General features: G+C 70.2%; 15 protein-coding genes. 11 read left to right on the top strand and 4 right to left on the bottom strand.

Translation table 11 applies throughout. From position 1 onward, the window contains the following. The first annotated feature begins 6 nt into the window (after positions 1-6). Positions 7-747, top strand: a complete 741-nt coding sequence (locus LMU33_RS31090; RefSeq protein WP_228624110.1) for a DUF4111 domain-containing protein — start codon at positions 7-9, stop codon at positions 745-747. A 1-nt stretch (position 748) separates the two neighbouring features. Here LMU33_RS31090 and LMU33_RS31085 read toward each other — a convergent pair whose 3' ends face one another. The 4 genes from LMU33_RS31085 to LMU33_RS31070 all read right to left on the bottom strand — a co-directional run bounded on the left by LMU33_RS31085 (position 749) and on the right by LMU33_RS31070 (position 4,562). Next, positions 749-1,759: a COX15/CtaA family protein gene (locus LMU33_RS31085; RefSeq protein ID WP_228624109.1), complete on the bottom strand. Its 1,011-nt coding sequence runs from the start codon at positions 1,757-1,759 to the stop codon at positions 749-751. Between the two features lie 48 nt (positions 1,760-1,807). Then, complete coding sequence (locus LMU33_RS31080) at positions 1,808-2,581, bottom strand: ABC transporter permease (RefSeq protein WP_228624108.1); 774 nt, start codon at positions 2,579-2,581, stop codon at positions 1,808-1,810. Positions 2,582-2,761: 180 nt separating this feature from the next. Beyond that, positions 2,762-3,685 (bottom strand): ABC transporter ATP-binding protein, encoded by a 924-nt coding sequence (locus tag LMU33_RS31075; protein ID WP_228624107.1) that lies wholly within the window; start codon positions 3,683-3,685, stop codon positions 2,762-2,764. A gap of 82 nt (positions 3,686-3,767) precedes the next feature. Further along, positions 3,768-4,562, bottom strand: coding sequence for an AAC(3) family N-acetyltransferase (locus LMU33_RS31070; RefSeq protein ID WP_228624106.1), 795 nt, complete (start codon positions 4,560-4,562; stop codon positions 3,768-3,770). 184 nt (positions 4,563-4,746) lie between these two features. On the opposite strand from LMU33_RS31070, the gene LMU33_RS31065 reads away from it, so the two are divergent. From LMU33_RS31065 to LMU33_RS31020, 10 genes are all read left to right on the top strand, one after another. Next, the gene (locus tag LMU33_RS31065) at positions 4,747-5,481 is read left to right on the top strand and encodes a helix-turn-helix transcriptional regulator (protein ID WP_228624100.1); all 735 of its coding nucleotides are present in this window, start codon (positions 4,747-4,749) and stop codon (positions 5,479-5,481) included. After that, positions 5,478-6,899 (top strand): Fe-S cluster assembly protein SufB, encoded by a 1,422-nt coding sequence (gene sufB, locus LMU33_RS31060; RefSeq protein ID WP_031166078.1) that lies wholly within the window; start codon positions 5,478-5,480, stop codon positions 6,897-6,899. The genes LMU33_RS31065 and sufB overlap by 4 nt, the downstream gene beginning before the upstream one ends. Positions 6,900-6,955: 56 nt before the next feature. After that, complete coding sequence (gene sufD, locus LMU33_RS31055) at positions 6,956-8,140, top strand: Fe-S cluster assembly protein SufD (protein ID WP_228624098.1); 1,185 nt, start codon at positions 6,956-6,958, stop codon at positions 8,138-8,140. Next, positions 8,137-8,454, top strand: coding sequence for a non-heme iron oxygenase ferredoxin subunit (locus LMU33_RS31050; RefSeq protein WP_228624096.1), 318 nt, complete (start codon positions 8,137-8,139; stop codon positions 8,452-8,454). The genes sufD and LMU33_RS31050 overlap by 4 nt, the downstream gene beginning before the upstream one ends. Before the next feature lie 7 nt (positions 8,455-8,461). Beyond that, positions 8,462-9,226: a Fe-S cluster assembly ATPase SufC gene (gene sufC, locus LMU33_RS31045; RefSeq protein WP_228624094.1), complete on the top strand. Its 765-nt coding sequence runs from the start codon at positions 8,462-8,464 to the stop codon at positions 9,224-9,226. After that, complete coding sequence (locus LMU33_RS31040; protein WP_228624093.1) at positions 9,223-10,479, top strand: cysteine desulfurase; 1,257 nt, start codon at positions 9,223-9,225, stop codon at positions 10,477-10,479. Before sufC ends, LMU33_RS31040 begins: the two co-directional genes overlap by 4 nt. Before the next feature lie 18 nt (positions 10,480-10,497). Next, positions 10,498-10,965, top strand: a complete 468-nt coding sequence (gene sufU / locus LMU33_RS31035; RefSeq protein WP_228624091.1) for a Fe-S cluster assembly sulfur transfer protein SufU — start codon at positions 10,498-10,500, stop codon at positions 10,963-10,965. After that, a complete protein-coding gene (locus tag LMU33_RS31030; RefSeq protein WP_228624088.1) occupies positions 10,962-11,294 on the top strand; it encodes a metal-sulfur cluster assembly factor in 333 nt (110 codons plus the stop codon). The genes sufU and LMU33_RS31030 overlap by 4 nt, the downstream gene beginning before the upstream one ends. A 143-nt stretch (positions 11,295-11,437) precedes the next feature. Next, the gene (locus LMU33_RS31025; protein ID WP_228624086.1) at positions 11,438-11,761 is read left to right on the top strand and encodes a DMT family transporter; all 324 of its coding nucleotides are present in this window, start codon (positions 11,438-11,440) and stop codon (positions 11,759-11,761) included. Continuing rightward, positions 11,761-12,294, top strand: a complete 534-nt coding sequence (locus tag LMU33_RS31020; protein WP_228624084.1) for a TetR/AcrR family transcriptional regulator — start codon at positions 11,761-11,763, stop codon at positions 12,292-12,294. Before LMU33_RS31025 ends, LMU33_RS31020 begins: the two co-directional genes overlap by 1 nt. Positions 12,295-12,333: the final 39 nt, after the last annotated feature.

Raw genomic sequence — 12,333 nt, 5'->3', positions numbered from 1 at the left:
GGGCGGATGCCGACCGCATCGCTGCTCGACCGGTTCCTCGACGGACTCACGCCGCTGCGACCCCGCGCGGTGTGGGCACACGGCTCACTGGCCGGCGGTGACTACCAGGAGGGCCGCAGCGACCTGGACCTGATCGCCGTACTACCGGGGCCGGTTCGCCTCGGGACCGTGCGGCGGGTGGTGAGACTGCACCGGCGGCTGCGGGCCGAACCCCTCGCCCCGAAGCTCCACTGCAGCTATCTGACCCCGGCCACCCTGGGCGACCCCGACCGCTCGCACCTCACCTGGGCCCACGGACGCCCGATGCGCCGCCCGGTCACCCCCGTCACCCGGCGCGAACTGCACGACTTCGGGCGGGTGCTGCACGGCGGATCGCCGGCCGGGCTGCTCCCGCCGGTGCCGGAGCGGCAGCTGCACGACTTCGTCGTACGGGACCAGCGGGACTACTGGCGCCCGGCGGTGGACAGGGCCCGGCTGTGGCGGCAGGACGTGTGGGTGGACCTGGGCCTGCTGACCTTCGCCCGGGCCACGGTGACCCTGCGGGACGGGCGGCTGATCTCGAAGCGGGAGGCGCTCGCCGAACTCCCGGCGCTCGGTGCCCCGGTCGAGGTCGTCGAGGACATCACCCGCCGGCGTTACGACGACGCTCCCGCCCCCGCGGTGGGGGACTGGCTCGACCGCCGCGCCGAGCTGACCCGCGCCTATCTGGCCCCGGCGATCGACACGCTGGTCACCACCTACGGGTGACTCACGCGCGCGTGCCCACCGCCACCTCGGCCGAGGGGCCGGGCAGGTCCAGGGTGGCCTCGGGGCGTTCGCGGAGCGCCAGCAGGACGCGCAGGACGCCGATCCACACCAGGCAGGAGCCGAGCATGTGCAGGCCCACCAGCAGTTCGGGCAGGTGGGTGAAGTACTGCACGTAACCGATCACACCCTGGGCGAGCAGGATCAGGAACAGGTCGCGGGTGCGGGCGAGGGGCCCCTTCGGCGCGTCCACCGCCTTCAGCACGAACCACAGCGCGAACGTCAGCGTCACCACGATCCAGGCGAGCACCGCATGCAGCTTGGCCACCGTCTCCCAGTCCACGGGGATCCGCTTGACGTCGCTGGAGTCGCCCGCGTGCGGACCGGCTCCGGTCACCACCGTGCCGACCGCGACGAGCAGCAGGGACGCCGCCACCAGGAACCACACCAGCTGCCCCACGGCCTTGCCGACCAGCGGCCGGGGCGCGCCGTCGCCCTCCCGGGTGCGCTGCCACATCACCGCAGCGACGGTGGTCAGGGCCGTCGCGAGCAGGAAGTGGGCCGCGACGGTGTACGGGTTGAGGCCCACGAGCACCACGATGCCGCCGAGGACGGCGTTGCCCATCACCAGCCAGAACTGCGCCCACCCGAGCCGGGTCAGGCTGCGCCGGTACGGCTTCTCGGAGCGGGCGGCGATGATCGCCCAGCCGACGGCGGCGCACAGCACGTACGTCAGCATCCGGTTGCCGAACTCGATCGCGCTGTGGTAGCTCAGCGCGGTCGTCGGCGTCAGCGAGCCGTCCGTACACTCGGGCCAGGTCGGGCAGCCCAGGCCGGAGCCGGTCAGGCGGACGGCGCCGCCGGTGACGACGATGACCACCGACATCACGAGCGCGGCGAGGGCCGCCCGCTGGACCGTCCTGGGGGACGGGGTCCAGCGTTCGGCGATGAAGGCGAGCGGGTTGCGCACGGCCGCTGCGGCGTCGGCGGGGTTCAGCTTGGGCACGCCCCCCATCGTAGGCCGCCGCTTGTGCACGCTTTCACGAGGGTCCACCGTGACGCCTCACTCCCAGCGGAAGAACTTGCCCGCCGCGGCCAGCCCGACGACCGCCCACACCGCGAGGATGCCCAGGTCGCCCCACGGCGTCCCGGCGCCGTGCTGGAGCACGTCCCGCAGCCCGCCGGAGAGCGCCGAGATGGGCAGCAGCGCGAGCACGTGCTGCGCGGCCGGGCCGAACTTGTCCAGCGGCACGATGACCCCGCCGCCGACGAGCAGCAGCAGGAAGACCAGGTTGGCGGCGGCCAGGGTCGCCTCCGCCTTCAGCGTGCCCGCCATCAGCAGGCCGAGTCCGGAGAAGGCGGCCGTACCGAGGATCAGCAGGAGCAGGACGGCGGCCGGGTTGCCGTGCGGGGACCAGCCCAGCGCGAAGGCGATCACCGTCAGCAGGATCACCTGGAGGATCTCGGTGACCAGCACGGACGCGGTCTTCGCGGTCATCAGGCCCCAGCGGGGCAGCGGCGAGGAGGCGAGCCGCTTGAGCACCCCGTAGCGGCGCTCGAAACCGGTCGCGATGGCCTGCCCGGTGAAAGCCGTCGACATCACGGCGAGCGCCAGGATGCCGGGGGCGAGGAAGTCGACGGCCCTGCCCTTGCCGGTGTCCACGATGTCCACCGAGCCGAAGAGCACCAGCAGCAGGGTCGGGATGACGACCGTCAGCAGCAGCTGCTCGCCGTTGCGCAGCAGCATCTTCGTCTCCAGCGCCGCCTGCGCCGCGATCATGCGGGGGAGGGGTGCCGCGCCCGGCTTGGGGGCGTATGTACCGGTCGCGGTCGTCATGAGCGCAGCTCCTTGCCCGTCATCTCCAGGCTGTTTCCTCCCGGGGGGCAACCCCCGGACCCCCGGCCGATCTCCGTGTGAGGCGGAATCATGAGCGCAGCTCCTTGCCCGTCATCTCCAGGCTGTTTCCTCCCGGGGGGCAACCCCCGGACCCCCGGCCGATCTCCGTGTGAGGCGGAATCATGAGCGCAGCTCCTTGCCCGTCATCTCCAGAAATACGTCCTCCAGCGTGTGCCGCTCCACCGAGATCCGGTCCGGCATCACTCCGTGCTGGGCGCACCAGGAGGTCACGGTGGCCAGCAGCTGCGGGTCGACCTTGCCGACGACCCGGTAGGCGCCCGGGGTCAGCTCGGCGGCCGTGCAGTCGGCCGGGAGGGCCTTCAGCAGGGAGCCGACGTCGAGGCCGGGGCGACCGGTGAAGCGCAGGGTGTTCTCGGCGCCGCCCTTGCACAGCTCCTCCGGGGAGCCCTGGGCGATGACCCGGCCGCCGTCGATGATCGCCACGTCGTCGGCGAGTTCCTCGGCCTCTTCCATGTGGTGGGTGGTGAGGATCACCGAGACGCCGTCTGCGCGCAGGTCCCTCACCAGGTCCCAGGTGGCCCGGCGGGCCTGCGGGTCCAGGCCGGCCGTCGGCTCGTCCAGGAAGACCAGTTCCGGGCGCCCGACGACGGCCATGGCGAGCGCGAGGCGCTGCTGCTGGCCGCCGGACAGCCGCCGGTAGCCGGTCCGGCCGCAGCTGCCCAGGCCCAGCCGCTCGATCAGGGCGTCCACGTCCAGCGGGTGCGCGTGCAGCTTCGCGACGTGTCTGAGCATCTCGCCGGCCCGGGCACCGGAGTACACGCCGCCGGACTGGAGCATCACGCCGATACGGGGACGCAGCTCGGCGGACTGGCGCACGGGGTCGAGGCCCAGGACGCGCACCGTGCCGGAATCCGGCTTCCGGTACCCCTCGCAGGTCTCGACCGTCGTCGTCTTCCCCGCCCCGTTGGGACCGAGTACGGCGGTCACGCCCGTCTTGGCCACCAGGTCGAGGCCGTCCACCGCGGTCTTCGTGCCGTACCGCTTCACCAGGGCCTGGACCTGGACCACGGGCTCGCTTCGCATGAATCCAGAGTCTAGGGAGACCCCGGACCGCTCGGGCGCGGGGGTGGGCGAAGTCCTTCGCACGGGGTTCCCGCGGGCCGGGTTACTCCTCGCGGGGCCGGTGCAGCGGCAGCCACCGCTCGGCGTAGGCCACCGCGTCCGCCACCGGGAACAGCCGTGCGTCCGCCGCGCCGACCCTGCCGCGTACGACGGGCCGGTCCCGTTCGAAGTCGTGGCCGAGTTCGTCGAACCGGTGGGAGTCGATCGACACCTCGACCACCGTCTCCCAGCCGCCGCCGGGAGCGGGCCGCCCGACCTCCACCAGCGGGGCGGGTATCCGGTACTCGGCCAGGTGGAAGGCGGTGCAGGAGTCGTAGCCCGCGCCGAGCAGCAGGACCCGGGCGCCCAGCTTCTCCAGCCGGGCCAGCGGGCTCCGCTCGCCGAGCCGGCAGTCGGGGGCGTGTCCGTCGGTGATCTCCCGCGCGCGGGGTCCGAGCGCCGCGAACGAGGTGTGCGGGTGCGCGCTGCGCAGGGCGCCCGGCCAGGTCCGCACGGTCTCCGGGACCACACCGACCCCGCGGGTGGGGGTGATCAGCGGGTCGTACGGCGGCATGGTGGCCCGGATGCGCTCCCACCACTCCCGGGGCACGGGCGGCCTGCCCCACAGCGCGGGGTCCGACAGGTCGGCCGACTGGGCGGGCACGACGAGCGTGCCGGAGGGGCCAAGGGCGTCGAGAAGTCCCTGGACGACCGCGACGGCCCCTCCGTTGACCCAGCCGAGGGAGCTGAGCGAGGAGTGGACGAGGAGGGTCTCGCCGGTCTCGACACCCAAGAGGCGTAGTTGTGCGGCGAGGGTGTCGCGGGTGACGAGAGGGCCGGTCGGAGGGGGTGTCGGCATGGTGGGCGAGTCTGCCGGACGGGCCCGCGTTCCGCCACTGATTTGCCTGCTCAGAGCCTTGCCGGATGATCGATCAAAGATCGTTTCCGCAGGTCGGATTAGGTATGCCTAAGTGATGCAAGGCACCGCTCGATGATCCGGACGGCGCTTGTCAGGCTCTGAGGAATTACGCAACAATGGCGTTGTGAAAAACGTCGGCGAGGCTCGGGAGACCCCCCTGGGGGCCCCGCAGGAGGAACTCGCGACCGGTGAGCGCTCCACGCGCAACCGCGTCGCGCGCTCCATCCTGGACCACGGCCCGTCCACCGTCGCCGAACTCGCCGGCCGGCTGGGACTGACCCAGGCGGCCGTCCGGCGTCACCTGGACGCACTGGTCGCCGACGACGTCGTGGAGGCCCGCGAACAGCGCGTGTACGGCACGCGCACGCGCGGGCGCCCCGCCAAGGTCTTCGCGCTGACCGACTGCGGCCGGGACGCCTTCGACCAGTCGTACGACAAGCTCGCCGTGGACGCGCTCCGCTGGATCGCAGAGCAGGGCGGGGGCCCCGAGGCGGTCGCGGCCTTCGCCCGCGCCCGGATCGCCGCCCAGGCGAGCGCGTACCGCAAGGCGATCGAGGCGGTCACGCCGGACAAGCGCGCCGAAGCCCTGGCCAAGGCCTTGAGCGTCGACGGGTACGCTGCTACGGCGCGCAGCGCACCGGTCGGCGAGCAGCTGTGCCAGCACCACTGCCCGGTCGCCCACGTCGCGGAGCAGTTCCCGCAGCTGTGCGAGGCGGAGACGGAGATCTTCGCGGAGCTGCTGGGTACCCACGTCCAGCGACTGGCGACCATCGCGCACGGCGACGGCGTCTGCACGACGTTCATCCCCAAGACATCCACTGACGCACCTGCAAGCACGGCCGGGAGGAACCCCGCATGACGCTCCCCACGGAGACTGCCCACCCCGAACTCGAGGGCCTGGGCAAGTACGAATACGGCTGGGCCGACTCCGACGTGGCCGGTGCCTCCGCCAGGCGCGGCCTGAACGAGGAGGTCGTCCGCGACATCTCCGGCAAGAAGTCGGAGCCGGAGTGGATGACCAAGCTGCGCCTGAAGGGCCTGAAGCTCTTCGAGAAGAAGCCGATGCCGAACTGGGGCTCCGACCTCTCGGGCATCGACTTCGACAACATCAAGTACTTCGTGCGCTCCACGGAGAAGCAGGCGGAGTCCTGGGAGGACCTGCCCGAGGACATCAAGAACACCTACGACAAGCTGGGCATCCCGGAGGCCGAGAAGCAGCGCCTGGTCGCCGGCGTCGCCGCCCAGTACGAGTCGGAGGTCGTCTACCACCAGATCCGCGAGGACCTGGAGGAGCAGGGCGTCATCTTCCTCGACACCGACACCGCGCTGAAGGAGCACCCGGAGCTCTTCAAGGAGTACTTCGGCACGGTCATCCCGGCCGGTGACAACAAGTTCGCCGCGCTGAACACCGCCGTGTGGTCGGGTGGCTCGTTCATCTACGTCCCGAAGGGCGTCCACGTCGAGATCCCGCTGCAGGCCTACTTCCGCATCAACACGGAGAACATGGGCCAGTTCGAGCGGACCCTGATCATCGTCGACGAGGGTGCCTACGTGCACTACGTCGAGGGCTGCACGGCCCCGATCTACAAGTCGGACTCGCTGCACTCCGCGGTCGTCGAGATCATCGTCAAGAAGAACGCCCGCTGCCGCTACACGACCATCCAGAACTGGTCGAACAACGTCTACAACCTGGTCACCAAGCGCGCCGTGGCCTACGAGGGCGCGACCATGGAGTGGATCGACGGCAACATCGGCTCCAAGGTGACGATGAAGTACCCGGCCGTCTACCTGATGGGCGAGCACGCCAAGGGCGAGACCCTCTCCATCGCCTTCGCCGGCGAGGGCCAGCACCAGGACGCCGGTTCGAAGATGGTCCACATGGCGCCGAACACCTCGTCCAACATCGTCTCCAAGTCGGTGGCGCGCGGTGGCGGCCGTACCTCGTACCGCGGCCTGGTCGAGATCGGCGAGGGTGCCCACGGCTCCAAGTCCAACGTGCTGTGCGACGCGCTGCTGGTCGACACCATCTCCCGCTCCGACACCTACCCCTACGTCGACGTCCGCGAGGACGACGTGTCCATGGGTCACGAGGCGACCGTCTCCAAGGTCTCCGAGGACCAGCTCTTCTACCTGATGAGCCGCGGTCTGACCGAGTTCGAGGCGATGGCGATGATCGTGCGCGGCTTCGTCGAGCCGATCGCCAAGGAACTGCCCATGGAGTACGCCCTCGAGCTCAACCGGCTGATCGAGCTGCAGATGGAAGGCGCGGTCGGCTGAGGCCCGCCCCATCGGTCAGCACACGTCTTACTCAGAAAGCGAGCACTACGACAGCCATGGCTGAGGCTCAGAACATCCCGGTGGGCTCCACCACCGCCGGCCAGATCGCGGTCGCCGCCGAGTCGACCGTCGTCTCGCGCATGAGCGCGCCCCCTTCCTTCGACGTGGCGGACTTCCCGGTCCCGCACGGCCGTGAGGAGGAGTGGCGGTTCACGCCGCTGGAGCGGCTGCGCGGGCTGCACGACGGCACCGCGGTCGCCACCGGCGACGGCGTGAAGGTCACCGTCGAGGCCCCCGAGGGCGTCGTCGTCGAGACCGTCGGCCGCGACGACGCGCGCCTCGGCAGGGCGGGCACCCCGGTGGACCGCGTCACCGCCCAGGCGTACTCGGCGTTCGAGAAGGCCGGCGTGGTCACCGTCCCCAAGGAGACGGTGCTCACCGAGCCGATCCGGATCGCCGCGCACGGCCAGGGCGGGGTCGCCTTCGCCCACCAGGTGATCGAGCTGGGCGCCTTCGCCGAGGCCGTCGTGGTCATCGACCACACCGGTGACGTCGTGCTCGCCGCCAACGTCGACTTCGTCCTGGGTGACGGCGCCAAGCTGACCGTCGTCTCCGTCCAGGACTGGGACGACAAGGCCGTGCACGTGGCCCAGCACAACGCGCTGATCGGCCGGGACGCCTCCTTCAAGTCCGTGGTCGTCACCTTCGGCGGCGACGTCGTCCGCCTGCACCCGCGCGTGTCCTACGCCGGCCCCGGCGGCGAGGCCGAGCTGTTCGGCCTGTACTTCACCGACGCCGGGCAGCACCAGGAGCACCGCCTGCTGGTCACCCACAACACGCCGCACTGCAAGTCGAACGTCGTCTACAAGGGCGCGCTCCAGGGCGACGACGCGCACGCGGTCTGGATCGGCGACGTGCTCATCGAGGCCAAGGCCGAGGGCACGGACACCTACGAGATGAACCGCAACCTGGTCCTCACGGACGGCGCGCGCGTCGACTCGGTGCCGAACCTGGAGATCGAGACCGGCGAGATCGTCGGTGCCGGCCACGCCTCCGCGACCGGCCGCTTCGACGACGAGCAGCTCTTCTACCTGATGGCCCGCGGCATCCCGGAGCACGAGGCCCGCCGCCTGGTGGTCCGCGGCTTCTTCGCCGAGCTGGTCCAGCAGATCGGTGTCGCCGACATCGAGGAGCGCCTGCTCGCCAAGATCGAGGAGGAGCTGGAGGCTTCGGTCGCATGACCTTCGTACGCGTCTGCGGGCTGAGCGAGCTGGAGGAGGACACCCCGAAACGGGTGGAGATCGACAGCACGCCGGTCTCGGTCGTCAAGACCGAGGGCGAGGTGTTCGCGATCTACGACATCTGCTCCCACGCGAACGTCTCGCTCTCCGAGGGCGAGGTGGAGGACTGCCAGATCGAGTGCTGGCTGCACGGCTCCGCCTTCGACCTGCGCACCGGCAAGCCGTCCGGCCTCCCGGCCACGCGCCCCGTCCCCGTATACCCCGTAAAGATCGAAGGGGACGACGTTCTCGTCTCCCTCACCCAGGAGTCCTGAGGCACCCATGGCAACGCTTGAAATCCGAGACCTGCACGTCACCGTCGAGGCCGACAACGCCACGAAGGAGATCCTCAAGGGCGTCGACCTCACCGTGAAGCAGGGCGAGACGCACGCCATCATGGGCCCCAACGGCTCCGGCAAGTCGACCCTCGCCTACTCCCTCGCGGGTCACCCGAAGTACACGATCACCAGCGGCACCGTCACCCTCGACGGCGAGGACGTCCTGGAGATGTCCGTCGACGAGCGCGCCCGCGCCGGCCTGTTCCTGGCGATGCAGTACCCGGTCGAGGTCCCCGGCGTCTCGGTCTCCAACTTCCTGCGCACCTCCGCCACCGCCGTCCGCGGCGAGGCCCCCAAGCTGCGCACCTGGGTGAAGGAGGTCAAGGAGGCCATGGAGCGCCTCAACATGGACCCGTCCTTCGCCGAGCGCAACGTCAACGAGGGCTTCTCCGGCGGTGAGAAGAAGCGCCACGAGATCCTCCAGCTGGAGCTGCTCAAGCCGAAGGTCGCGATCCTGGACGAGACGGACTCCGGTCTGGACGTCGACGCGCTCCGCATCGTCTCCGAGGGCGTCAACCGCGTCCGCGAGACCGGCGAGGTCGGCACCCTGCTGATCACGCACTACACGCGCATCCTGCGCTACATCAAGCCCGACTTCGTCCACGTCTTCTCCGCGGGCCGGATCGTCGAGTCCGGCGGTGCCGAGCTGGCCGACAAGCTGGAGGACGAGGGCTACGAGGCATACACGAAGGGTGGCGTATCCGCGTGACACAGCTGCCGGGCCTCCTCGACACCGAGGCGATCCGCAAGGACTTCCCCGTACTGGACCGTCTGGTCCACGACGGCAGGAAGCTCGTGTACCTGGACAACGCGGCGACCTCGCAGAAGCCGCGCCAGGTGCTGGACGCCCTGAGCGAGTACTACGAGCGCTACAACGCCAACGTCCACCGCGGTGTGCATGTGCTCGCCGAGGAGGCCACGGCGCTGTACGAGGGCGCGCGCGACAAGGTCGCCCAGTTCGTCAACGCGCCGAGCCGCGACGAGGTGATCTTCACCAAGAACGCCTCCGAGTCGCTGAACCTCGTGGCGAACATGCTGGGCTGGGCCGAGGAGCCCTACCGCGTGGACCACGAGACCGAGATCGTCATCACGGAGATGGAGCACCACTCCAACATCGTGCCGTGGCAGCTGCTCGCGCAGCGCACCGGCGCGAAGCTGAAGTGGTTCGGTCTCACGGACGACGGCCGGCTGGACCTGAGCAACATCGACGAGGTCATCACGGAGAAGACGAAGATCGTCTCCTTCGTGCTGGTGTCGAACATCCTGGGCACGGTCAACCCGGTCGAGGCGATAGTGCGCCGCGCCCAGGAGGTCGGCGCGCTGGTCTGCATCGACGCCTCCCAGGCCGCCCCGCACATGCCGCTGGACGTGCAGGCCCTGCAGGCCGACTTCGTGGCCTTCACCGGTCACAAGATGTGCGGCCCGACGGGCATCGGCGTCCTGTGGGGCCGCCAGGAGCTCCTGGAGGACCTTCCGCCCTTCCTGGGCGGCGGTGAGATGATCGAGACGGTCTCGATGCACTCGTCCACCTACGCCCCCGCGCCGCACAAGTTCGAGGCGGGCACGCCCCCGATCGCGCAGGCGGTCGGTCTCGGCGCCGCGATCGACTACCTCCAGTCGATCGGCATGGAGAAGATCCTCGCCCATGAGCACGCGCTGACCGAGTACGCGGTCCAGCGTCTGCAGAAGGTCCCGGACCTGAGGATCATCGGCCCGACCACGGCCGAGGACCGGGGCGCCGCGATCTCCTTCACGCTCGGTGACATCCACCCGCACGACGTGGGCCAGGTCCTCGACGAGCAGGGCATCGCGGTCCGCGTCGGCCACCACTGCGCGCGCCCGGTCTGTCTCCGGTACGGAATTCCTGCGACCACGCGAGCGTCGTTCTATCTGTACTCCACGCCGGCCGAGATCGACGCACTGGTCGAGGGGCTGGAGCACGTACGGAACTTCTTCGGCTGAGAGGCGTGAGCTGAGACCGTGAAGCTGGACTCGATGTACCAGGAAGTCATCCTGGACCACTACAAGAACCCCCACGGGCGTGGTCTGCGGGATGGCGACGCCGAGGTGCACCATGTGAACCCGACGTGCGGCGACGAGATCACCCTCCGCGTGAAGTACGACGGCACGAAGATCGCGGACGTTTCGTACGAGGGCCAGGGCTGCTCCATCAGCCAGGCGAGCGCGTCGGTCCTCAACGAACTGCTGGTCGGCAAGGACGTGACCGAGGCGCAGAGGATCCAGGAGACCTTCCTGGAGCTGATGCAGTCCAGGGGCCGGATCGAGCCCGACGACGCGATGGAGGAAATCCTGGAGGACGCGGTCGTGTTCGCCGGTGTCTCCAAGTACCCCGCGCGGGTCAAGTGCGCCCTCCTGAGCTGGATGGCGTGGAAGGACGCGACGGCCCAGGCGCTGGGTGGCGCCGAAGCCGAAAGGAAGACGGCATGACCGACACCGCAGAGATGAAGCCGGCCTCCGAGGAGGAGCTGCGCGAGGCCCTGATGGACGTCGTCGACCCCGAGCTGGGCATCGACGTCGTCAACCTCGGCCTGATCTACGGCATCCACATCGACGAGTCCAACATCGCGACCGTCGACATGACCCTCACCTCGGCGGCCTGCCCGCTGACGGACGTCATCGAGGACCAGGCCAAGTCCGCCACGGACGGCCTGGTCAGCGAGCTGCGCATCAACTGGGTCTGGATGCCGCCGTGGGGCCCGGACAAGATCACGGACGACGGCCGCGAGCAGCTGCGCGCGCTCGGCTTCAACGTCTGACACCGAGTCGGTGGAAGGGGCCACGGCAATGTGCCGTGGCCTCTTGGTCGTTCACCGGCGCCGCAGGCTGGAGGCCGGCGGGTCTGCGCCGGGACCTCCTCGTTGTGTACGACCGTACGCAAGCGTTGTGTACGCTCGTACACATGGGATATCTGACACTCGCCGGCGCCATCGCCGCCGAGGTCGCCGCGACGACGGCGATGAAGTACAGCGAGGGATTCAGCCGGTTCTGGCCCTCGCTCGTGACGGCTCTGGGCTACCTCGTCTCCTTCGCGCTGCTCGCCCGGACGCTGAAGACCGTCCAGATCGGCACGGCGTACGCGATCTGGTCAGGCGTGGGCACCGCCGCCATCGCCCTGCTCGGCCTGCTGCTGTTCGGGGAGGGGCTGGGCGTCGCCAAGGTCGGCGGGATCCTGCTGATCATCGGGGGCGTGGTCGTGCTGAACCTGGGCGGGGCGAGCCACTGATGCCCCGCCGCTACGACCCCGACCGGCGCCGGCGCCTCATCGACGCGGCGATCCGCGTGGTCGGCCGGGACGGCATCGCAGGTCTCAGCCACCGCGCCGTCGCCGCCGAGGCCGACGTACCGCTCGGCTCCACGACGTACCACTTCGCCACCCTGGAAGAGCTGATGGTCGCCGCGCTGCGGCAGTCCAACGAGAACTTCGGCCGGGTGCTGGCCGAGCGGCTGCCGAAGGACGGTCAGGGCGATCTCGCCGCCGACCTCGCCGGCGCGCTCGGAGTGTGGCTGGGCGGCGACCGTACGGGCGTGGAGCTGGAGTACGAGCTGTACCTGGCGGCCCTGCGCCGGCCCGCCCTGCGCCCCGTCGCCGCCGAGTGGACCGAGGACGCGACGGCGCTGCTGGCCCGCCGCACCGACCCGGTCACCGCCCGGGCCCTGCTCGCGCTGTTGGACGGGATCTGTCTGCAGGTGCTGCTGACGGGCGGTTCGTACGACGAGGAGTACGCCCGCGCCGCCCTCGCTCGGCTGATCCCCTGAAGCGGCGCCCGGCACGTGAGACGCGGTTCGCCCCGACCA

This window comes from Streptomyces barringtoniae, from assembly GCF_020819595.1.
Lineage (GTDB): Bacteria > Actinomycetota > Actinomycetes > Streptomycetales > Streptomycetaceae > Streptomyces > Streptomyces barringtoniae.
Note: the sequence above shows the minus strand (reverse complement) of the source record. Positions and strands in the feature narration are given on the sequence as shown.